The sequence below is a fragment of the Priestia sp. YIM B13489 genome (genome assembly GCF_042787645.1).
GTDB lineage: Bacteria > Bacillota > Bacilli > Bacillales > Bacillaceae_H > Priestia > Priestia megaterium.
Genome location: NZ_JBHZOQ010000036.1, coordinates 286273 through 309887 on the forward strand (window position 1 = coordinate 286273; position 23615 = coordinate 309887).

General features: G+C 37.8%; 19 protein-coding genes. 14 read left to right on the top strand and 5 right to left on the bottom strand.

From position 1 onward, the window contains the following. Positions 1 to 34 precede the first annotated feature (34 nt). Positions 35 to 1177: an AI-2E family transporter gene (locus ACFX4W_RS03315; protein ID WP_013081622.1), complete on the bottom strand. Its 1143-nt coding sequence runs from the start codon at positions 1175 to 1177 to the stop codon at positions 35 to 37. Between the two features lie 127 nt (positions 1178 to 1304). On the opposite strand from ACFX4W_RS03315, the gene ACFX4W_RS03320 reads away from it, so the two are divergent. Further along, a complete protein-coding gene (locus tag ACFX4W_RS03320) occupies positions 1305 to 1574 on the top strand; it encodes a hypothetical protein (protein ID WP_043981679.1) in 270 nt (89 codons plus the stop codon). A 248-nt stretch (positions 1575 to 1822) separates the two neighbouring features. Here the strand turns inward: ACFX4W_RS03320 and ACFX4W_RS03325 are convergent, their stop codons facing one another. After that, positions 1823 to 2353 carry an IseA DL-endopeptidase inhibitor family protein gene (locus ACFX4W_RS03325; protein ID WP_043981680.1) on the bottom strand — a complete coding sequence of 177 codons (531 nt, stop codon included), beginning with the start codon at positions 2351 to 2353 and terminating at the stop codon, positions 1823 to 1825. A gap of 413 nt (positions 2354 to 2766) precedes the next feature. On the opposite strand from ACFX4W_RS03325, the gene ACFX4W_RS03330 reads away from it, so the two are divergent. Next, complete coding sequence (locus ACFX4W_RS03330; protein WP_043981681.1) at positions 2767 to 3759, top strand: zinc-binding dehydrogenase; 993 nt, start codon at positions 2767 to 2769, stop codon at positions 3757 to 3759. Between the two features lie 95 nt (positions 3760 to 3854). Here ACFX4W_RS03330 and ACFX4W_RS03335 read toward each other — a convergent pair whose 3' ends face one another. Continuing rightward, positions 3855 to 5435: a lactate permease LctP family transporter gene (locus tag ACFX4W_RS03335; RefSeq protein ID WP_043981682.1), complete on the bottom strand. Its 1581-nt coding sequence runs from the start codon at positions 5433 to 5435 to the stop codon at positions 3855 to 3857. A gap of 62 nt (positions 5436 to 5497) precedes the next feature. Then, positions 5498 to 6454 (bottom strand): L-lactate dehydrogenase, encoded by a 957-nt coding sequence (locus tag ACFX4W_RS03340; protein WP_013081626.1) that lies wholly within the window; start codon positions 6452 to 6454, stop codon positions 5498 to 5500. Positions 6455 to 6786: 332 nt separating this feature from the next. Between ACFX4W_RS03340 and ACFX4W_RS03345 the strand changes: the two genes are divergently transcribed. Both ACFX4W_RS03345 and ACFX4W_RS03350 read left to right on the top strand, forming a co-directional pair. Then, entirely contained in the window at positions 6787 to 7662 is an 876-nt protein-coding gene (locus ACFX4W_RS03345; protein WP_043981683.1) for a cation diffusion facilitator family transporter, read from the top strand. 140 nt (positions 7663 to 7802) lie between these two features. Further along, a complete protein-coding gene (locus ACFX4W_RS03350; RefSeq protein WP_377559235.1) occupies positions 7803 to 9821 on the top strand; it encodes a methyl-accepting chemotaxis protein in 2019 nt (672 codons plus the stop codon). Between the two features lie 202 nt (positions 9822 to 10023). On the opposite strand, the gene ACFX4W_RS03355 is transcribed toward ACFX4W_RS03350, so the two are convergent. Next, positions 10024 to 10935 (bottom strand): RluA family pseudouridine synthase, encoded by a 912-nt coding sequence (locus ACFX4W_RS03355; protein ID WP_043981685.1) that lies wholly within the window; start codon positions 10933 to 10935, stop codon positions 10024 to 10026. Between the two features lie 154 nt (positions 10936 to 11089). Between ACFX4W_RS03355 and ACFX4W_RS03360 the strand changes: the two genes are divergently transcribed. The 10 genes from ACFX4W_RS03360 (at position 11090) to ACFX4W_RS03405 (ending at position 23597) form a co-directional block, all read left to right on the top strand. Beyond that, entirely contained in the window at positions 11090 to 11482 is a 393-nt protein-coding gene (locus ACFX4W_RS03360) for a YhcU family protein (protein WP_013081630.1), read from the top strand. A gap of 233 nt (positions 11483 to 11715) precedes the next feature. Further along, complete coding sequence (locus tag ACFX4W_RS03365; protein WP_043981686.1) at positions 11716 to 12708, top strand: Gfo/Idh/MocA family protein; 993 nt, start codon at positions 11716 to 11718, stop codon at positions 12706 to 12708. A gap of 259 nt (positions 12709 to 12967) precedes the next feature. Next, positions 12968 to 13762, top strand: coding sequence for a SurA N-terminal domain-containing protein (locus ACFX4W_RS03370; RefSeq protein ID WP_034654560.1), 795 nt, complete (start codon positions 12968 to 12970; stop codon positions 13760 to 13762). Positions 13763 to 13952: 190 nt separating this feature from the next. After that, the gene (locus tag ACFX4W_RS03375; RefSeq protein WP_043981687.1) at positions 13953 to 14723 is read left to right on the top strand and encodes a L,D-transpeptidase; all 771 of its coding nucleotides are present in this window, start codon (positions 13953 to 13955) and stop codon (positions 14721 to 14723) included. A gap of 316 nt (positions 14724 to 15039) precedes the next feature. Beyond that, positions 15040 to 16578, top strand: a complete 1539-nt coding sequence (locus tag ACFX4W_RS03380; RefSeq protein WP_013055260.1) for a carbon-nitrogen hydrolase family protein — start codon at positions 15040 to 15042, stop codon at positions 16576 to 16578. Positions 16579 to 16691: 113 nt separating this feature from the next. Continuing rightward, the gene (locus ACFX4W_RS03385; RefSeq protein ID WP_043981688.1) at positions 16692 to 17246 is read left to right on the top strand and encodes a glycerol-3-phosphate responsive antiterminator; all 555 of its coding nucleotides are present in this window, start codon (positions 16692 to 16694) and stop codon (positions 17244 to 17246) included. A 178-nt stretch (positions 17247 to 17424) separates the two neighbouring features. Next, positions 17425 to 18252: an MIP/aquaporin family protein gene (locus tag ACFX4W_RS03390; protein WP_025752994.1), complete on the top strand. Its 828-nt coding sequence runs from the start codon at positions 17425 to 17427 to the stop codon at positions 18250 to 18252. 67 nt (positions 18253 to 18319) lie between these two features. Continuing rightward, positions 18320 to 19810 (top strand): glycerol kinase GlpK, encoded by a 1491-nt coding sequence (gene glpK / locus ACFX4W_RS03395; protein WP_043981689.1) that lies wholly within the window; start codon positions 18320 to 18322, stop codon positions 19808 to 19810. A 187-nt stretch (positions 19811 to 19997) separates the two neighbouring features. Further along, positions 19998 to 21677 carry a glycerol-3-phosphate dehydrogenase/oxidase gene (locus ACFX4W_RS03400; RefSeq protein WP_043981690.1) on the top strand — a complete coding sequence of 560 codons (1680 nt, stop codon included), beginning with the start codon at positions 19998 to 20000 and terminating at the stop codon, positions 21675 to 21677. Positions 21678 to 21842: 165 nt separating this feature from the next. Next, on the top strand, positions 21843 to 23597 hold the full coding sequence (locus ACFX4W_RS03405) for a phospho-sugar mutase (RefSeq protein ID WP_047931542.1): 1755 nt from the start codon (positions 21843 to 21845) through the stop codon (positions 23595 to 23597). Positions 23598 to 23615 lie beyond the last annotated feature (18 nt).

Sequence of the window (23615 nt, forward strand, 5' to 3'; positions counted from 1 at the left end):
AAGTTAAGCCCATCGAAAATCGATGGGCTTTTTATTATGCTTTTTTATCTGGATACATAGTAGAATTCAAACGGATGAATTGGTAAATATGCGTAATAATAACTTTTAAAACGGCATATCCAGGGACGGCTAAAATGATACCGATGATTCCGAATAAGTTTCCGGCGGTTAGAATGACAAAAATGACGGTAATCGGGTGAATGTCTAGGCTTCTTCCCATAATTTGCGGAGATATTACTTTACCTTCAAGCAATTGAACAACTGCCCAGACAATGGCTAGTTTTACAAGCATGAAAGGAGAGGTAATAAACGCAATAATAATGGCTGGAATAATGGCGATAATAGGACCAAGGTAAGGCACAACGTTGGTTACCATGGCGATAATCGCTAGAAGTAATGCATAATCTAACCCAATAATCAGATAGCCAATGAAAAGCAGTACACCTATACAAATCGCAACAAAAATTTGCCCGCGAATATATGCGCTTAATGCGTGGTTCATGTCGGCTAAAATGAATTTAGCTTCAGAACGAGAGCGGTTTGGAAGCAGTTTTACAATGTAATTAGGTAAATTTTTCCCATCTTTTAACAAGTAAAAAAGAATAAAGGGTAAAACGGCAACCGATAATATAATTTCTGTAATGGTGCCGACAAAGTTCACAATACCGCTTGAAAATCCAGAAACATATTTACTCAAGTGTTTTGATGCATCTTTTGAAATCTTATCTAGGTCCGTGTTAGCCGACTGAAGACCTTGTTCGACATATCGGTTATTCGAAAGGTTCGTCACCGCATGCTGAACGTCATGCGTCAGCTCTGGGATATTATCAATAAGACGGTCAACTTGATTTTTTAGAGGTGGAATAACCGATGAAATAATAATGGCTAACGCGCCGATAATCACTATGTATAAAACAAGAATGGAAATAATTCGTTTTACACCTTTTCGTTCTAAAAAGTCAACAAGCGGATTAAATAAATAAAAGCAAATTCCTGCTAAGATAATCGGCAGTGCGATTGTTTTAATAAAAATAGAGATAGGAATTAAAATAAATCCGATTTTTGATAACGAAAAAATAGTCATGCTGAGAATAAAAATAATAATTGTATATACAACAAATTTATTATTTAAGATTTTCTCTCGGAAAAAAGTTCCTTTCTGAGGTCTAGGTTCCAAGCTGTTCAACTCCTTTTAAAAATAAATGTATAGTTATCATACCCTGATTTAGACTAATTTAAGAGGGTTTTTTACAAAGAAGTGTGCATACTAGTAGAAAATCTTCTAGAAAGAAGGGGTAAAATCATTGAAAGAAGACAAGCAACCATCGTATGATGAGTTCTCTACAGTAGAAAAAAGCCATGAGTATATAACCGCTGAAGAATTTCCAGACGGTCCTTTCGGCTCTCCTGTTAATCAAAAACTGGGGAAATCTACTTCATGGGAAGAAGGGCAGCGAACGTATAGCGCATTTAATTATGAAAACAAAAATCTTCATGAAAAAGCGCAAAGATTATTTCCAGGCGCTCATCCTGTACATGATAACCCAGAGGAACATGAACAAAATCCAAGTTAATGTCTTTATTATGCTCTGAATATATTGCCCTATCTTTTTGCTGAATTATGTTGACAATAAGCAATTTAGCCTGTAATATAAAACGTAACTTATCACTGTTTCTACAGGATTCGACAAAATTTGATTTACTTAAACTTGTGATCTCAACTTCTATTTACAGCTATTAGAGCGCTGTAAGTAGAAGTTTTATTTATGTTATCGATCAAAAAGAAAAAAGCAGGTCTGCTCAAGCAGGCCTGCTTTTTTTATTATTGAACAGCGTCAAATTTATTTACTTTCCACTGAGAACTAGATTTATAGAATGTGACAGTTCGTTTTACGCTGCCGCCATCTACAGTTGGAACTGTGAATTCATAAGAGCGAACTGTTGCTGTTTGATACACAAGCTTTGTTTTTGCTTTTGACCACTCTAACATGCTGAATCCGTCGCCGATTGGATGTGCAAGTTTGCCGTTATATGTCATATAGCCGTAATTTGTTAATCCTTTTTCTACTGCACTGTTTGTAAATGTCTCAGATAAGTAGCTTGATAGCTCAGCTTTTGTATCAAATTCAGGGCAAAGATACACGTACTCAGTTCCTTTATATTCAAATGTACGTTCTGTACATGGTTTGTTTTTATAACCGTGCAGAGCACTCCAGAAATGATTGCTGGCACTAGCTGCAATTTTGACAGCATTTGCATCCGTTAGTGTTGTAGATGTTGTTTGTGCTGTAACTCCAGTGCTTAGTGTAAAGAAAATAGCGATTGATGATAAAACTAGTCCAATTTTTTTCATTTCTAACTCACTCCTAATTAATTAACCTTATTTATGTAACAATTATGTGTTTTATATTTCTTTTGTTACATTTATATTACAATAAATTTGTAATAAAAGAAAGTGTTTTGTCTTTTTTTCTTAAATTTTTTTAGTTTTTTACTAGTTTCTAAACTAGTTATAGTAAGGGAATTACCAGTTAAAGGTTGATTTATCAACGTTTTCAGGCGTTTCTTTCTACTTTTTAATCTTTTTTTCAAAAAAAGATTGTTTGTAACAAAAATGTAATAAAAGAAGCTTAATACCTTTACGATACAGAAAAATAAAGATAAAACAGTGAAAGATCGATTCTAAAAGTTTGTTTTCCTTTTTTAGGCATATTTCTTTTTGGGTTTTGAGGTTTTTAGTAGAGTAGATTAAAAGGAGGCGAAATGATGAAAGGTATTATACATAGTGAAAAAAGTGGAATAGCAGGCATGAAGTACAGAAATCTTCAGGAGATGCTCCCTGAAAGAGGAGAAGTAAAAGTAAGACTAAAAACAGCAGGTTTAAACCGGAGAGATTTATTCGTTATGAATAATCGAGGCAAAGGAGATAAGCCGTTTATCCCCGGTTCAGACGGTGCAGGCATTATAGAAGAATTGGGAGAAGGCGTAAAAGGTTTAAAAAAAGGAATGGAAGTAATTATTAATCCAAGTCTAGAGTGGGATTGTGTAGAACACGTTCCACTTACACCTAAAATTTTAGGCGGTCCATCACATGGAACATTTGCAGAGTATGTAATCATACAAGCGAATAACGTTGTACAAAAGCCATCTTATCTATCTTGGAAACAGGCGGGAGTTCTTTCATTATCCGCTTTAACTGCTTATAGAGCTCTATTTACAAAAGGCCAATTAAAAAAAGGAGAGCACCTCCTTATTCCCGGTATAGGAAGCGGAGTCGCGACCTATGGATTGTTATTCGCAAAAGCTATCGGAGCTAACGTAACAGTCACTTCTAGAAGTGGTGAAAAAAGAAAGCAAGCTCTAAAGCATGGAGCGAATTATGCATTAGATAGCGGAAGCAACCTAAAAGAAGAAACCAACAATAGAAAAGTAGATATCATACTTGATAGTGTGGGGGCAGCTTTATTTCCTGCTTATTTTGAAATATTAAAGCCAAATGGAAGAATTGTTAATTTTGGTGCAAGTTCTGGAAATGAAGTTGAACTACCTCTAAGAACCATTTTTTATCCTCAATTCAACATACTTGGTACGTCTATGGGAAGTCAGGAAGAATTCGTGGACATGATGGATTTTATAGAGAAACATCAAATTAAACCAATCGTCGATCGATTCTATCCGCTGTCAGAGGCAGTTGCAGCCTGCGAACGATTAGATAAAGGGAAACAATTTGGCAACATAGGTTTACTTATTTCGGAATAAAAAAACCCCCAGCGCTAACTGGGGACTTTTTTATATAATCAAACGTTTGTTTAAATGAAAGAAACACGGTAATAACAGCTTTTTAGCGCTTTTTATCATAACCACCAAGCCAATAAAAAAGTAACCAACCCTCCTAGTATCAAAAATCCCATGCTGTATTTGAGCGTGTATTTAAACAGTTCACCTTCTTTTCCAGCCAGTCCCACTGCTCCGGCAGCGACGGCAATTGATTGAGGAGAAAGCATTTTAGCCATCACGCCGCCGGCAGTATTGGCCGCTACGAGAATAACTGGCAAGACATTAATTTGCTGAGCTGTAGTTAGCTGCAAGTTGCCGAACAGCGCATTATTTGATACGACAGACCCCGTTAGAAATACGCCGATCCAGCCAAGAAATGGAGATAAAAATGGAAAATAAGCGGCTGATGTAGCGAGCGCCAATCCAAGTGTAGAAGACTGTCCTGAATAATTTGAAATAAAAGCAAAAGCAATGACCATCATAATAGTAATAATAGGTCTTGATAATTCTTTTACGGTTTCTAAAAGAGTGGTCCATGCCACTTTTGGCGATACGTTAAGCAAGAAAACTGAAAGGATACAAGCAATAAGAATCGCTGTACCTGTTGCTGCAAATACGTCTATTTTTAAGATAGCAGCGTAAGGCGTAGGATCTTTTACTAAAGGCGCTGCTTTAATTACGTGATTGTGTAAAAATGGGACGTTAATAAGCAGGTTCATATGTTCAAGCATTTTTTTGACAAAAGAAATGCTCCAAGCCGTAACGAGTATCGTTAATAGAATAAAAGGAGACCAAGCCTTTAAAATCTGTTTTGGTGACAGGCTGAAGCTTTTAGCTGCTGCCGGGCTTGTTCGTTTAATATAAAAAGCAAGAGCAAGTAAACTCACAATAGAAGATGTGATATTTGGAAGTTCAGGGCCGATGTATGTAACAGTTAAATACTGTGTCAGTGCATAGGAAACGGCTGTGATGCTCGTTGCTTTCCATACGTCTTTTAATCCTTTTATCCCATCCATAATAAAGACAAGTAAAAAAGGGATAAGAAAAGAAATAATCGGAAGCTGCGTGCCAAGAAAATGAGCAATTTCTTTTGGATCTATGCCAGATACTTGTCCTGCGACAATAACAGGAATCCCCATGGCGCCAAACGCTCCTGAAGCTGTATTAGCAATTAAACATAGCGCCGCTGCTTTTAACGGTTTGAACCCAAGTCCAACTAAAAGCGCTGCTGTAATGGCAATTGGAGCTCCAAATCCCGCTGCCCCTTCTAAAAAAGCATTAAAGGAAAAAGCAACAAGCAGCATTTGTAAGCGGGGGTCATCCGTTATTGAAATAATAGATTGTCTGATGGTAGTAAACTGTCCGCTTTTGACAGTTAGCTTGTATAAGAACACCGCTCCGATAATAATATAGCTGATGGGCCAAAGTGCATACAGAAACCCATAGCCTGTGGCTCCTAAGATCATTGAGGCAGGCATATCATAAAAATAAATAGCAATAATCATAGAAAGAAGCACCGTAATACCAGCAGCAATATGTCCTTTTAATTTCAAAAGAGTTAAAGCAATAAAGAAAAAGATAATGGGGATGAGTGCAATTAGTGCAGAAAGCCAAATATTATCTAACGGATTATATACCTGAGTCCACGTCATATTCATACACCTCTACTACATATTTAAAACAAGGGAGCGGGGGAGTCCCCCGCAAAAATCTTTAGATGTTACACAAAAGCTCTGTCGCGAGTTTGCTTAAGTATGCTAGCAGAGTGCTCGAGCTGCTGCTGTTCGTGAGGGGTTAAATTCAATTCAATAATTTGACGCACGCCGTTTTTATTAATGATAGCTGGTACGCCGATATACACATCAGAAATACCATATTGTCCTTCTAATAAAGCAGATACTGTTAAAATAGAATTTTCATCATCTAAAATAGCCTTGGTAATGCGTACAAGCCCCATTGCAATTCCGTAATAAGTCGCTCCTTTTCGATTAATAATATGGTAAGCCGCATCGCGGGTTTGTTCGAATAGATGCTGCATATCCGGTTCTTTTTCAATAGCGGCAGTATTGATAAAATGTTCGAGCTTCACACCGCCAATTTGCGCGTGGCTCCAAACAGGAAATTCCGTATCTCCATGTTCCCCCATAATATAAGCGTGGACGTTGCGAGAATCTACTTCGAAATAGTCGCTTAACAAGTAGCGGAAGCGAGCTGTGTCAAGAATCGTTCCTGAACCAATTACCCGTTCGTTTGGTAATCCTGATACTTTTTGTGTAACATGTGCGAGAATATCAACTGGATTTGTTGCCACTAAAATGATGCCGTCAAATCCGCTGTTCATAATATCTTTTACAATGCATTCAAAAATTTTAACGTTTTTTTCAACTAGATCTAAGCGTGTTTCCCCTGGAGCTTGATTAGCGCCCGCTGTAATAACTACTAAATCAGCGTCAGCACAGTCTTTATAATCTCCAGCCCAGATTTTCATCGGTGTGGCAAATGGCATTCCATGATTGATATCACGTGCTTCACCTTCTGCTTTTTCTTTGTTCATATCGATTAACACTAATTCATTGGCAATACCTTGATTCACCATTGAAAAAGCGTAGCTTGAGCCAACAAAACCAGTTCCGATAACAGCAACTTTTCGTGTTTTTGGTGTGAATTGTGTTTTCATTTGTATCATCCTTTGAATTTTATTTTGTGATGTTTTTCACAATGTTAGTGTAACAAGAATAAATTGCTTCAGCTGTGATAAAAATCACACCCTTTAAAAAATAGTAAACAATTTTACAGGGCGATTTTAAAAAATGTCCTTCTACATGAAGTGCCACATTTAGAAAGATCTTAAACGTTTAAAGTGTTGAGTAAAGGCAACTTGTTTTGCAGAAAGCTAAAGAGTTTAACATTCTCTATTTGTATGTTAGCAGCCAATAATGTTTCTATAGACCCACACGAAATCCATTTGTTACACTAAGTTTGCTTATTTTGAATAAAGGAGTGGAAGGGATGGAGAACTACTATGAGCAAGCCCAAAAAGGCGCTTGGGTTAGTATCTTATCATATATCTTTTTATCAACATGTAAACTTATCATTGCGGGTGTCACCGCTTCCTCTGCATTAAAAGCCGACGGTCTTAATAATGTTACAGATATTATTGCATCGATTGCCGTCTTGGTCGGCTTAAAAATCTCTAAAAAACCTCGTGATAATGATCATCCCTATGGACATTCCAGAGCGGAACATATTTCTTCACTTATTGCTTCTTTTATCATGATGGTCATCGGACTAGAAGTATTGGTTGATGCGGGTCAGTCATTATTTATGGACAAATCTGAAGCTCCTAATTTACTGGCTGCTTGGGTAGGTCTTGGAGCGGCTGCTATTATGGGTGGTGTTTACCGATATAATATTAAGCTTGCTAAAAAACTTGATAGCCAGTCTTTATATGCGGTTGCTAAAGATAATTTGTCTGATGCACTTGTGAGTATAGGGGCTGTTGTGGGAATTTTCGGCTCACAATTCGGCTTGCCATGGCTGGATGTGGTAGCTGCTTTTGCTGTGGGAATTATTATTTGTAAAACAGCCATTGAGATTTTTAAAGAAGCGGCTCATTCCTTAACGGACGGATTTGATGAAGAAAAGTTAGGGCACTACAAAGAAAGCATCGAGCTTGTAGAAGGTGTAAAAGAAGTAGAAGATGTGAAAGCGCGCAAGCTTGGTAATCAAGTTGTGATTGATGTAACTGTTAAAGTAGATCCCCATTTAAATGTTATCAAAAGCCATGAAATTGCCGATCAAATTGAACATATGATGAACGATGAGCATCAAATTAAAGATACGCTTGTTCATATTGAACCTGATGCATACGAAAAGCAAAAATAAGACCAGCACGTTCTTTCGTTATGAAAGGATGCGCTGGTTTTATTTTGCGGGAATTTGAAATAAATCACAAAAACTTCTTCAAAAATGAAAATGAAAAGCCGTTATTAGTAATATAAAGATTTTTGTAGAAGGGTGAGGGAATGAAGAGGTTAAGTGCAAAGCTCGTAGTATTTTTTAGTATTTTTATAGCTATTTTATTATTAGTTGTTTCAGGGGCTGTTTATCAATTTACCAAAACGCAAATAGAAAAAGATGTAGAAGTTCAGTCTCAAAGTCAAGTGAAAGAGTTAAAAGAAACCATTCATACATACTTAGACATGTATAGTCGTTCTTTGCTGACGTATAGTGAAAACGATGTAATTGTTAATTTTGTTAAGCAGGAAGGAGATCAAACAAACCAAGAGAAAAATCCGTATTTTACATGGAACACAGTTCAAAAAGAGTTTACGCAGTTTAAAGAAAAGTATCCAAACCTAGCACTTGAATACATAGGCACTCAAAATAAAGGAATGTATTCTGTTCCCAAACGAGAGTTTGGTTCAAACTATGATCCGACTTCAAGGGTATGGTACAAACAAGCAGTAGAATCACCTAATGATGTTGTTTATACGGATCCATATGAAGATGCAGCAACAAAAAAGACGGTCGTGACAATTGCAAAGGCTATTTTAGATCCAGATACTAAAAATGTACTGGGCGTTATAGCTACTGATTTAGACTTAGATGCATTAAAAAACATTGTAGGTAAAGCAGAAGTAAATCACGGTGGGTATGCATTTTTATTTGATCAAAATGGCACAGCGCTCGTTCATCCAACAGAAGCTGGGAAAAATTTGATGAATCAGCCATTTATGAAAAAAATGTACGAAGCAGACCGGAATAGAGATTTCATGAAGTATACCTTTCAAGGTGAAGAGAGAGTCATGGCATATGATACTCTCGAAGGGACGAATTGGAAGATAGGAAATGCCTTTATTTATAATGAAATGCTCTCAAGCGCTCATCATTTACTGACTGTTATTGTCTGGATTGCGTTAATTGGAATCTTATTATCAGTGGTGTTAACCATCTTTTTCTCAAGAATTATTACTAATCCAATTCGCCGCTTGAAAAATGAAGTAGCCAAAGTAACAGCTGGCGATTTAACGGTTCAGGTGAAGACGAAGTCAAAAGATGAAATTGGTGAGCTTACTCATTTATTTAATGATATGGTAGTCAAAATGAAAACATTGATTGGCACGGTTCAGACGTCTGTTGAGACAGTAAAAACGTCTGTTGAAGACTTGAGTGCCGTATCTGAAGAAGCAACTGCATCCAGTGAGGAAATCGGCCGGGCTATCCATGAGATTGCCAGCGGTGCCACGCAGCAAGCTTCTGACGCTGACTCTACTAATCATAAAACGATGAGTTTATCTTCGCAAATTGAAGAAGTCATTGAACAAAATGCACAGATTAATAAAATGACGATTGAAGCTGTAAGCATCAATGAAAAAGGTTTAAAACAGATGCAGCTCCTTCGCAACCAAACCACTGAATCGTCTCAAACGATTCACGCTGTTCAAGCTGTAATGGAAGAGTTAACAAATAAGATGAAAAAAATTGAATCTATTATTTTCACGATTAATAGTATTTCAGATCAGACAAATTTACTTGCATTAAATGCTAGTATTGAAGCAGCTCGTGCAGGAGAACATGGCAAAGGATTTGCGGTAGTAGCTGAAGAAGTGCGAAAACTTGCTGAACAGTCCTCTCAGGCCACTGAACAAGTTCGCCATACGATTGCAGCGATTCAAGGTGAAGTCGCTGCTGCGCGTGAAGAATGCAACCGTACAGAAGAGCTTTCAAAGTCTCAAGACTTTGTGGTAGGAGATACAGAACGAGCTTTTCATGAAATTGCAACTACGATTGAACAAGTGGCGGCGGCTGTCGAACATGTGACAAGCAGCATGGACAGTATCGATGAGCATAAGGAAGACGTGGTAGCGGCAATTCAAAGCATAGCAGCCATTGCACAGCAATCAGCAGCAGGAACTGAAGAGATTACCGCTTCCACAGAAGAACAAATTAGAGCTATTTCTACTGTTTCTCAATCAGCGGAACATCTGCAAGAGATTAGTGAAGAATTGGCGAACTTGATTCGTCAATTTAAAATTCAATAGAAAAAAAGAGGCTAGGACAAAAGTATTTTAGTTAAAGGAAAATCCGAACGATGAATTGAGATTCTTGATAAAGAATTCAACTCGTTCGGATTTTTTTATTGATATGGTGAACGCAGGTTTCATGTAGGTATCTCAAGCGGTTCAGCGCACTTCTTCTATTTGTTTGCCCTTAGCTGGTTGTGTCTTAACCTCTCTTTTATATTTAATAGGAAAGCAACTTGCTGTAAGGCAAAAAGACTTGCTGAGTTAGAGGTGCAACAGCTGAGACGCGCTGATGTGTAAACGGATGTATAAAAGAAAGCTTAATGGCATGTAAAGCTTGCTGCTGCTCTTTTAATCTCTTTCCTCCATAAAGAGTATCACCAAGTAATGGATAGTTGATGTGACTCATATGAACACGAATTTGGTGAGTGCGTCCAGTTTCGAGCGAAAGTTCAATAAGCGTTTCGTTTTTTGCCGTATTGCGTTTTAACACCCGATAACGTGTTTTGGCAGCTTGTCCCGTTCTAGATACTCGTCTTCTTGTAGCGTGATGACGATCACGTCCAATGGGTTCATTGATGATTCCGTCCTCTTTTTTTATGATTCCTTGGACGAGGGCAATATAAGTCCGATTAATTTTACGTTCAGCCAGCAGCTGATCAAACACGGAGCTTGCTACAAAATGCTTTGTGAATAAGATAGCACCTGATGTATCGCTGTCCAAACGGTGAACGTGTCTAGGCTTTGTTTTGAGGCCTATTTTTTGAAAATAAGCAGCTACAGCGTTTAAAAGAGTTTTTTGGTCTTGTTCTGATGAAGGATGAGTATCTAGGTTTATGGGTTTGTTTACGATTAGTACGTGCTCATCTTCAAACAAAATCTCTATATCAACATTGTAAGGTGTTATTTCATTAGGCTCTGCTTCAAAAAAAGGAAGTGACATTTTATCATGTTCCTTAAGAGTGTTTCTCCATGGTAAAGGCTCACCGTTTATAAGCACATTTTTCTTCATCCGAAACTGATGCAGCGTTTTTTTAGGAATCCGCCATTTCGTTTTTAAATACTCTTCAATTGTTTGCCCTGCATCATTTTTTGCGATTTTATCTTCTAGCCATTGGCCGTGTATACTCATATTTAATCCCTTCCTTACATACTAGTAAATATCCTTTAATCTTTTAAAAGAACTTGTAAATAATTAGGAGGAAATAACTACCTGAAGTTCTCGTTTTATGTTTATGTTATGCTAAATAAAGAGACATAAGTTAAGAGAAAAAGGGGGGGTAACCATGAAAATTGCCCAAGCAGCTCCGCCAGAAATGGAGAATTACATAGAAGAGTTGACTGAACAGCTTCGCTATGACTTGTTACCTCGGTATGTATCTGTAGATAAGCTTAATCCTGATGAATTATTAAACCCAGATTATTGTACAGACCATTTATATAATGGCTTACTCGATGAAGCATTGCAAGTCATTAGTAGCCTTCAGACAATAATTGCCGTGATTGAAGCGATTCAACACCGGCCGATTGAAGAAAGCGACTGCGAGCAATTCGAAAAAAATATTGCAATTTTAAAAAAATACGGGTTCTTATTTCCTGTTTCCATTGAGTGTTTTGCAAAAGAAAACAATTTGATTACGTATTCGTATGAATCGTTTTATAATTCATACATAAATTAAAGAAAGAGGCTGGGACAAAAGCATTTTAGACGAAGTGAAGAACGAACCATTGATCGAGATTTTTGATTAGTGGTTCGTTTTTTTGTTATGGTAAACGTAGGATTCATTTAGTTGTGTCTCAACTTATTTCTTTTTATTGGTATATTTCAGATTTCAATTGGACATTCAAAAAGAGCTTGTGATATGGTCAAACTTGTATAAATCCATCACAAAAAACAAATAGGAGCGAAAACATGACAAAAGCAAAATTATGTTTTATCGGTGCAGGCTTTCACGCATCAACGAACATTTATCCGTCCGTTATTGAAGCGGGAGCAGAAATTAAAGCAATTTCCACACGCAGTATGGAAAGATCAAAAGCTGCTCTTCAGCGATTTGGTAGCAGCGGTACGCCATACGATGATTATAAGGAAATGCTGAAGCAGGAAAAGTGCGACGGAGTAGTAGTTGTGGCACAGCCTGAAGATCATCCTGCTTTGGTGCTTGATTGCATTCGAGCGGGAAAAAATGTTTATGTGGAAAAGCCTTTGGGGCTGAATGAAAGGGAAGCAAAAGAGATTTCAGATGCTGCTAGGGAAGCTGGCGTAAAAGTAATGGTAGGTTTTATGAAGCGCTATGCACCTTGCTATATAAAACTAAAAGAGCTCATTGAAGAAGGAAAACTTGGAAACGTCCGTTCATTTCAAGCGAGGTTTGCTGTAGACAGTACCCCTTTTTGTAAAGATGAAGAGCAGTTTATGAAGCTTGCTGCCATACATATTGTTGATCTTGTCCGTCACTTGTTCGGCGAAGTCGTTCACGTGGCAGGGTTCAGAAATAATCATGGTGAGTATATTTCAAATAGTATTTCGCTGAAGTTTGAAAATGGCACTGTAGGGAGCCTGTATTTTACTGGCATGACAGCGTGGTCTCGCGAAAGCGAAAACTTATTAGTGACATTTGACAATGGCTTTGCTTTTGCTGATGAAGTAAACGCATTGACTATTCACGAATCTCAGACTTTTGATGATTTACCATGGAAGTCATTAAAAGAAAGCGACCGTGTGTTTACACCTTCTGCTTCTCCAATGTCAGGAGCATATCGAGATCTTTACCTTCGTGGATTTGTTGGAGAGATGGCTCATTTCATTGAGTGTTGTACAAGTGATAAAGAACTTCTTTCCAGTGGAAGTGACAATGTAAAAACCATGAAATTATGTGATCAAATACTGTCATCTTTAATGTAAAGAAAGCTTTAAAGAAAAGAATGTACGATGAATAAATTTCTGCAAATTATGTAAAACATACTAAATAATGTTATGATTAGACAAGTCGTATAAACGAAATTGTTTACCTTTCATAAGATTACAGAACGTTTCAATCTTATTACATATGTTTAAAATTAGACTAAATGGTTTCTTTTTACGCCTATATCATATACAATGCCCCCTAGATGATTTTTTCGAATAGCTAATAATCGTTTGGGATTATGAAAGGAGATTAATCATGAAAAAACTGATGTATACATTGCTCATTGGGGTAATTGCTGCAGCTTTAACAGCATGCGGTTCAAACGATGATGCAAAGCAATCAAAAAGTGATGATCAGAAAACTGCACAAACTGAGAAGCAAAAAGAGGCTCAGGAAAAGCAGGAAAAGCAAGCAAAAGAAATGCAGAAGAAATTAGATAAACAAAAAGTAGATGAGAAGAAAACCGTAGCGGTTGTAAACGGTAAAAAAGTTTCTGGTGAAGAATATAATGCGGCATTATCTTCATCACAAGCCCAATATCAACAAATGGGACAAGACCCAACATCTAAAGAAGCAGCTAAACAAGTAAAGCAGCAAACAATTGACAATTTAGTAGGTCAAACGCTGCTATTGCAAGAAGCTGAAAACAAAGGCTATAAAGCAACTGATGAAGAAGTAAATAAAAAGTTAAAAGAAACGAAAAAGCAGTTCAAAACAGATAAACAGTTTAAAGCGGCTTTAAAAGATGCAGGACTAACTCAATCACAATTAAAGTCTGAGCTGGCTGACAGCATTAAATATCAGCAGTACGTAGATAAAGACATCCAAACACCAGAAGTAACAGATAAAGAAATTCAAGATTATTACGATCAATTTGCAAAACAAAGCCAAAGTCAAGCAAGCGGCGGTAAAGAACAATCTCAAATGCCAAAGCTTGAAGACGTAAAGCCACAAATTAAGCAGCAGCTTGAACAACAAAAGAAACAAGAAGCATTAGAGAAAAAAGTTGAAGAACTTAAGAAAAATGCAAAAGTTGAAGTGAAGCTTTAAATACAAAAAAAAACGTCCCTTTAAAGGGCCGTTTTTTTGTTATGTACATTTATTGCTTCTTGTCAGTAAAAAGGGGTGCGTGAAAGATTTTATTGTATTTTGACTTATAAGATAAAAAGTGTTCTGATGGTTTGACTTTCATCCTATACTTTTCTTATATAGATATAAGAGAAATTGGGGGAGTCGATAAATGAAAAAGGTGGCTGTTTTTTTTGTTGGGCTTGTTTTTTTACTCGCGGGGATGGGCCTGACAGGCAATGCGTCTGCGGCGTCAAATCAACTTATTATTATTAATAAATCTACTAACACCCTTGCTTTTTATGATGGAGGAAAATTAGTAAAGACGTTCAAAGTTGCGACAGGCAGGCAGATGAGTTATACACCAGAGGGTACCTTCAGCATTGTGAATAAAATTAAAAATCGGCCTTATTATAAAGACAACATTCGGGGAGGAGATCCTAGGAATCCGCTAGGTGATCGCTGGCTAGGATTAAATGCGCGCGGAACATATGGAACAACGTATGCTATTCATGGAAATAATAATCCAAGTTCTATCGGAACTTACGCAAGTTCAGGGTGCATTCGTATGTATGATGAAGAGGTACGCTGGCTGTTTGACCGCGTTCAAACCGGTACAAAAGTGGTTATTGGTCAATTTCATTCTCAAGGTTTTGATTCAATCGCTGTTAAAAACAAATACAAAGTAAGCAGTGCTCCAGTCGCCCAGAACCTTTGTAAAACGAAAAAGCTTTCAAAAGGCCAAATTGGTTTTGTAACGATTGAATCACCGATGGTTTTGTTAAAAGAAGAAAAAGGAAAATGGGTAAAGATTCGTACGTTAAATCGCGGTGAACGCTATAATGTATATAAAATAGATGGTATTAAAGTTTCTTTAGGACCAGGGTTTATTGAAAATTATCCTACTAAAAAAACATCCATAAAATTAGATATTTGCAAATAGAAAATGAGGCTGGGACAAAAGTATTTTAGCCTAAGTAAAAAACGAACCATGAATCAAATATTTTGATTCATGGTTCGTTTTTTTATTATGGTGAACGTAGGTTTCATCTGTTCTGTTCCTTCTAGCAGTTGCACGGAAATCAATAGCGGTGTCACAAGCTATTTATACGAGCTAATGCATCAATTTGTTCGTCTTTAGATTGGATTTATTTCGTTATGTCTCAACCTCATTTTTTGAATTTTTAATAATGTTTATTATAATAAAAAACAGGGAAACTAATTGCCTAATGAAGAGAGAGAAAGGGTTGTTTTAACGTATGTCTACAATAGATTTATCAAAATTCGAGAAAAAAATGATTATTCGTAACATCAAACCGGACGATATAGATGAAATTTTAGCACTTCAAAAGCTATCATTCCCGGGAATGGATCCGTGGAAAAAAGAACAGCTTGAAAGTCACCTGGCCATTTTTCCAGAAGGACAAATATGTGCAGAGTACGACGGGGAAATTATCGGATCTTGTTCAAGCTTGATTGTGAACTTTGATGAGTACGATGATCAGCATACGTGGGACGATATTACAGACGAAGGATACATTACAAATCATAACCCCGAAGGCTACAATCTGTATGGAATTGAAGTAATGGTTCATCCAAAGTATCGCGGCATGAAAATAGGCCGCCGCTTGTATGAAGCGCGTAAAGATTTAGCACGTGAATTGAACCTGAAAAGTATCATTATCGGAGGAAGAATTCCTAATTACCATAAGCATTCAGCTGAAATGTCGCCTAGAGAATATGTAGAGCAAGTTATTCATCATAAAATTTATGATCCAGTCCTATCTTTTCAGCTAATGAACGGATTTACGCTTATGCGTATAAACCCTGGTTATCTTCCTGATGATCTAGCTTCTAATAAGTATGCAACGCTGATGGAATGGAACAACGTAGATTATGTTCGCCGTTCAAAACGCCATTTTAAAACGTCATTCCCAGTGCGTATTTGTGTTGTTCAGTATATGATGAAACAGATCAATTCATTTGAAGAGTTTGCAACACAGGTAGAATATTATACAGATGTTGCTTATGACGCAAAAGCCGACTTCTGCGTATTCCCGGAAATTTTCACAACTCAGCTAATGTCTTTCTTGAATGAAAAGATTCCAAGCAAAGCGGTTCAGCGCGTAGCAGAATATACGGAAGAGTACATTGAACTATTCACTAATTTAGCGGTTAAATATAACGTAAATATTATTGGAGGATCCCACTTCGTTGAAGAAGATAATGGAGATATTTTTAATATTGCCTATCTATTCCGCCGAGATGGAACAATTGAAAAGCAGTACAAAGTGCATATTACACCTAATGAAAGAAAATGGTGGGGAATTAGCCCAGGAGACAAAGTTGAAGTGTTTGATACAGATTGCGGTAAAATTGCGATCCAAATTTGCTATGACATCGAATTTCCGGAGCTTGCTCGTATTGCTACCGATAAAGGTGCAAATATTATTTTTACACCATTCTGTACGGAAGACCGTCAAGGCTATTTGCGCGTAAGATACTGCTCTCAGGCGCGCGCGATCGAAAACCAAATTTATACGGTTATCGCAGGTACAGTTGGAAACCTGCCTGAAACAGAAAACATGGATATTCAGTATGCTCAGTCCGCTATTTTTGCACCGTCTGACTTTGAATTTGCACGAGACGGCATTGTAGGAGAATGTAATCCTAATATTGAAATGGTAGTTATTGGAGACGTAGATTTAGAAATTCTTCGCCGCCAGCGTCAATCGGGAACGGTTCGTCAATTAAAAGACCGACGCCACGACGTTTACAATATTAAATATAAAAAATAACGCAGTTTCTAAAAACATCATGCAAATGCATGGTGTTTTTTATTTCAACTTTTGCCATAATAAAAACTATTACAATGAATTTTGTGGACTAACCATGGAAAAGAGGGGAAAACATGAGTTTTCATGGACAATCGGTATTACCCGCTGTTCGAGATATGAAGCAATTGGAAAAATTTTTAGTAAGTAATTATGAGTACGGAGTTCTTTTAGACAATCAAGTGGGCATGCTAAAAGGAATTATGAAAGAGGTCCATAAGCATGAAAAGAAACTAATCATTCATTTAGATTTAATTCATGGCTTAAAGCACGATGAATATGCGGTTGATTTTTTGTGTCAGGAGTTTAAGCCTGCGGGGATTATTTCGACAAGAACAAACGTCATTTTAAAAGCTAAACAAAGAGGGATTTATGCCATTCAACGGGTCTTTTTATTAGACAGCACGGCTTTGAAGAAAAGCTACGAGTTAATGAAGAAAGTAAAACCCGATTATATTGAGCTTCTTCCTGGAATTGTGCCCACTTTAATCCAAGAAGTCAAAGCTGAAACAGGCATTCCAGTGTTAGCTGGAGGTTTAATACGAACCGAAAAAGAAGTGCTGAATGCTTTAGGAGCCGGGGCTTCTGCTGTTACAACATCAAATAGAGAACTGTGGAGTATTTCAACTTAAAAAAACTGTTTGACAACGCTTTCACCATCTAGTAAACTTCTAGATAAGTTAATAGATGTGAGGGAGAATAGGAGATCCACAGTATAGCCTTTTAATGATTTTATTAGGGGGATGTATTGTGGATTTTCTTATTTTCTTGTTATTTTAATCGTTTTCATACAAAGGGGAGGTTATTTATATGCAAGCATTCTTAGGAGAAATAATTGGAACAATGATTTTAATTATCCTTGGCGCTGGTGTATGTGCGGGCGTCAATTTAAAAAAATCGTTTGCTGCTAATTCAGGATGGATCGTTATCACAATGGGATGGGGAATGGCAGTAGCGATGGCAGCATATGCGGTTGGTAATATGAGTGGGGCACACTTAAATCCAGCGTTAACCGTAGCGCTTGCTATTACAGGTGATTTTCCGTGGTCACAAGTACCGGTGTACATTTTAGCTCAGTTTATTGGAGCCATTCTTGGCGCAACAGTTGTTTATTTACACTATCTTCCACACTGGAAAGAAACAAAAGATGCTGGTACAAAATTAGGCGTATTCGCGACGGGGCCAGCAATTGCTAACCCATTTGCAAACGTTTTAAGTGAGGCAATTGGAACGTTTGTATTAGTAGTAGGAATCTTAGCAATTGGAGCAAATAAATTTACAGATGGATTAAATCCTTTAGTAGTAGGATTTTTAATCGTAAGTATTGGTTTATCATTAGGAGGAACAACAGGCTATGCCATCAACCCTGCTCGTGATTTAGGACCTCGTATTGCTCATGCTATCTTGCCCATACCTGGCAAAGGCAGCTCGAACTGGAAATATGCTTGGGTGCCAGTAGTGGGTCCTTTAGTAGGCGGATCAATCGGGGCAGTATTTTACCAAGCGGCATTTTTAAATAAAATGTCAAGCAGTTTATGGGTTGTTTTAAGTCTAGCGCTGATTGTTTTAGCAGTTATCTACGCTGTTTCTAAACAAAAGGCAGCACAGATTCAATCAGCAGTAGTACCGAAAAAATGAATGCGCTTTACCATCTAACTATGTACAATAAAGAAACGACACTATACAGAGAATAGGGGATATTGATATGGAAAAATTTATTTTATCTTTAGACCAAGGAACAACAAGCTCACGAGCAATGTTATTTAATAAAAAAGGTGAAGTTGTACATGTAGCTCAAAAAGAGTTTACACAGTACTTTCCAAAACCAGGTTGGGTAGAGCATAATGCAAGTGAAATTTGGGGATCTATCCTAGCAGTTATCGCATCTTGTTTATCTGAGTCAGGTGTTCATGCGGATCAAATCGAAGGAATTGGGATTACCAATCAGCGTGAAACAGCAGTAGTATGGGAAAAAGCAACAGGGAAACCGGTGTACAATGCAATTGTATGGCAATCTCGACAAACGTCTGGTATTTGTGAAGAATTAAAAGCAAAAGGATTAAACGATACGTTCCGCGACAAAACGGGATTATTAATTGATGCATACTTCTCTGGAACAAAGGTGAAGTGGATTTTAGATAACGTAGAAGGTGCACGTGAAAAAGCAGAAAACGGTGAATTGTTATTCGGAACAATTGATACATGGTTAATTTGGAAGCTATCAGGCGGAAAGGCGCATGTAACGGATTACTCAAACGCATCCCGCACGCTTATGTTCAATATCTACGATTTAAAATGGGATGATGAACTGCTAGACATCTTAGGGGTACCGAAATCAATGCTTCCAGAAGTGAAGCCTTCTTCTGAAGTATACGCTCATACAGTAGACTATCATTTCTTTGGTAAAAACATTCCAATTGCTGGAGCAGCCGGGGATCAGCAAGCCGCTTTATTTGGTCAAGCGTGCTATGAAAAAGGAATGGCGAAAAACACCTATGGAACAGGCTGCTTTATGCTCATGAATACGGGTGAAAAAGCAGTTAAGTCCGATCACGGTTTGTTAACTACATTAGCATGGGGGATTAACGGCAAAGTAGAATATGCGCTTGAAGGCAGTATTTTTGTAGCAGGATCTGCTATTCAGTGGCTTCGCGACGGTTTAAGAATGTTTAAAAATGCGGCTGAAACTGAAAACTATGCAACGCGAGTAGAGTCTACAGACGGCGTATATATTGTGCCAGCTTTCGTAGGACTTGGAACACCTTATTGGGATAGTGATGTACGGGGGGCGATGTTTGGATTGACTCGGGGTACAAAAAAAGAACACTTTATCCGTGCAACGCTTGAATCACTAGCTTATCAAACAAGAGATGTATTAAGTGCAATGGAAGCGGACTCTGGAATTACATTAAAAACATTGCGTGTAGACGGAGGAGCAGTTAAGAATAATTTCTTAATGCAGTTCCAAAGTGATGTGTTAGACGTTCCGGTTGAACGTCCTCAAGTGAATGAAACAACGGCTCTTGGGGCAGCATATTTAGCGGGTCTAGCGGTCGGCTACTGGAAAGATTGCGATGAAATTGCGCAGCAGTGGAATATGGAAAAATCTTTCGAACCAAGTATGGAAGAAGAAAAGCGTGAAGAATTATATAGCGGCTGGAAAAAAGCCGTACATGCAACAATGGCTTTTAAGTAATTATTTGATGAAAATCCTTTAATTAAAAGCGCATGTATGATATAATTTACTCAAGTTAATAAATTGGTTGGAGAATCGGAGAGACCACAGATCCATATGTAGGCATACTATATATGTGATTTGTGGTCTCTCTTTTTTGTATATTGGAAAAATTTTATATCTTTGAAAAATGAAAGGGGAATGACGTATGTTTTCAAGTCAAACACGTTCGAATAAATTGGTAGACATGACACAAAATCAATACGATTTACTAGTAATTGGTGGGGGAATTACTGGGTCAGGTATTGCACTTGATGCGACTCATCGAGGCATGAAAACGGCATTAGTTGAAATGCAGGATTTCGCAGCAGGAACATCTAGTCGTTCAACAAAGCTTGTTCACGGCGGTCTACGCTATTTAAAACAGTTTGAAGTTAAAATGGTAGCCGAAGTTGGTAAAGAACGTGCCATCGTATATGAAAATGGCCCTCATGTAACGACTCCGGAGTGGATGCTGTTACCTTTCCATACAGGTGGAACATTCGGTAAATTCTCAACTTCAATTGGACTGCGCGTATATGATTTTTTAGCTGGTGTAAAACGCTCAGAGCGCCGCAAAATGTTTAGCGCAGAAGAAACGCTTAGCCGCGAGCCATTGGTGAAATCTAAAGATTTAAAAGGCGGCGGTTACTACGTTGAATATAAAACAGATGATGCACGTTTAACGATTGAAGTAGCTAAAGAAGCTGCAGCAAGAGGGGCAGACTTAGTCAATTACACAAAAGTGGAAAACTTCATCTACGATAAAGGAAAAGTAGTAGGGGCGGTTGTTCGTGATCAGCTTACGAATAAAGAATATAATATCTATGCGAAAAAAATCGTCAACGCTGCAGGTCCATGGGTGGACACGCTGCGTGAAAAAGATAATTCAAAAAAAGGCAAGCAGCTTCAATTAACAAAAGGAATTCACTTAGTTATTGACCAAGAACGCTTTCCGTTAAAACAAGCCATTTATTTTGATACACCTGATGGACGTATGGTATTTGCGATTCCGCGTGATGGAAAAACATACGTAGGCACAACAGACACGGTCTATAAAGAAGACGCTAGACATCCGCGTATGACTGTAAAAGACCGTCAATATGTTATTGATGCGATTAACTATATGTTCCCAACGGTTGATCTTACGGTAGACGACGTAGAATCAAGCTGGGCGGGTGTTCGTCCACTTATTCACGAACAAGGAAAAGATCCTTCTGAAATCTCGCGTAAAGATGAAATCTGGACATCAGAATCAGGTTTAATTACAATCGCTGGAGGGAAATTAACTGGGTACCGTAAAATGGCTGAAATTGTCGTAAATCGCGTAGCTGAAGATTTTAAAGCAGAAGGACGCGAATTTGAAAGCTGTCAAACTAAACATTTACCGATTTCTGGAGGTAATGTAGGCGGTTCAGGTGGGTTCCCAACGTTTGTAGAGCAAAAAGTCAAAGAAGGCATCAAACTAGGGTTATCACGTGACGCTGCTGAAAAGCTTGTAAAACGCTATGGCTCAAACGTAGATAAAGTATACCGCTACATGATTGAACGTCCTGATCAGCTAAAAAACAGCGACCTTCCAGCTAGTGTATTTCTGCAAATTCAATATGGCATAGAAGAAGAAATGGTTTCAAAACCAGTGGACTTCTTCATTAGACGTACGGGCGCTTTATTCTTTGATATCAACTGGGTAAGAAGCTGGAAAAAACAAGTGATTGCTCATATGGCCGAAGAGTTAAAGTGGACGCCTGAGCAAACAAAAGCTTATACGGATGAATTAGAACAGCACCTTCATGACGCAGTTGTACCAGTAGATGAAAAAGTTAACCGTATGACAGGTATTTCATGATAAAATAAAAAAGTACCTCAAAATTTGTCAATACAGCCATAATATAATAGCAGGAAGTCAAATTTTGACGAAGAAATATAATATGACTGTTAAAAAAAGAGAAAGACGGTTACTCGTTTTTCTCTTTTCATACATATTTACATCTATATAAGGGGGCTTTTTTTTATGAGTTGGAAAGAAACGTATACATCTTGGATTAATTATCCAAATTTAGATCCTGAATTACGTCAAAATTTAGACGCAATCAAAGGTGATGAAAAACAATTAGAAGATAGTTTTTACAAAACATTGGAATTTGGAACAGGCGGAATGCGTGGGGAAATTGGAGCCGGTACAAACCGTATGAATACGTATACAATCCGAAAAGCTTCCGAAGGCTTTGCTGAGTACATTAAACAAGCTGGCGAAGAAGCTATTAACCAAGGAGTAGTCATTGCGTATGATTCTCGCCACAAATCCCCTGAATTTGCAATGGAAGCAGCAAAAACATTAGCAAGTCACGGAATTAAAACGTATGTATTTGAAGAGCTAAGACCAACACCTGAACTTTCATTTGCAGTGCGTGAGTTAAACGCATTTGGAGGTATTGTTATTACAGCGAGCCACAATCCTCCTGAATATAACGGATACAAAGTATATGGTCCAGACGGTGGTCAGCTGCCGCCAAAAGAAGCTGATGAACTAGTTGGCTTTGTAAATGCTGTGGAAAATGAACTTACATTAGCTGTTCAATCTGAAGCGGAGCTAAAAGAAAAAGGTCTTATTGAAATGATTGGTTCAGCGATTGACGAAGCATACAATGAGAAACTAAAAACGATTTTAATTAATCCAGAGCTAGCTTCTGAAACAGGTAAAGATTTAAAAGTGGTTTTTACACCTCTACATGGTACAGCTAATAAGCCAGTTCGCAACGCGCTTCAATCCATCGGTTACGAAAATGTCACGGTTATTGAAGAACAAGAACTTCCTGATCCAAATTTCTCGACGGTTAAATCTCCGAATCCTGAAGAACCAGCTGCGTTTGAATATGCTGTTCGTAAAGGAAAAGAAATTGATGCAGATATCTTAATCGCAACGGATCCAGATGCAGACCGTTTAGGAATTGCTGTCAAAGATCCAAGCGGCGAATATGCGTTATTAACAGGAAACCAAACGGGTGCTTTATTGCTTCACTATTTGCTTTCTCAAAAGAAAGAAAAAGGCGTGCTGCCTGCTAATGGCGTTGTGTTAAAAACGATTGTAACGTCAGAAATCGGCGCACAAATTGCTCGTTCATTTGGACTGCAAGTTGTTGACACTCTAACAGGTTTTAAATTTATCGGTGAAAAAATTAAGCAATATGAGCAAACAGGCGAGTATACATTCCAATTCGGTTATGAAGAAAGCTACGGCTATTTAATTGGTGACTTTGCTCGTGACAAAGACGCTGTACAAGCAGCCATTCTAGCAGTAGAAGCTTGTGCTTATTATAAAAAGCAGGGCATGACGCTATATGAAGCGCTTCAGCAAGTGTTTACTAAATATGGTTTCTATCGTGAAGGTCTGAAATCTTTAACGCTTAAAGGAAAAGAAGGATCTGAGCAAATTCAGCATATTTTGGCTACATTTAGAAATGAACCTCCTACTGACATTGCAGGATTAAATGTTTCGGTTGTAGAGGATTATACATTAAGTGAGCGTCAGCATATTAAAGCAGGGAAAGTAGAAGAAATTACATTGCCAAAATCAAATGTATTAAAATATATCTTAGAAGACGGTTCTTGGTTCTGCCTTCGTCCATCTGGTACAGAGCCAAAGGTGAAGTTCTATTTTGGCGTCGTGTCAGAAGATGAAGCAACGAGCATTGCTCATTTAGAAGCTGTACAAACAGCTGTAATGGGTGAAGTAGAACGTGTATTAGATAAAGTGAAAACGGTATAAAAGTAAAGCCTGCTCAAA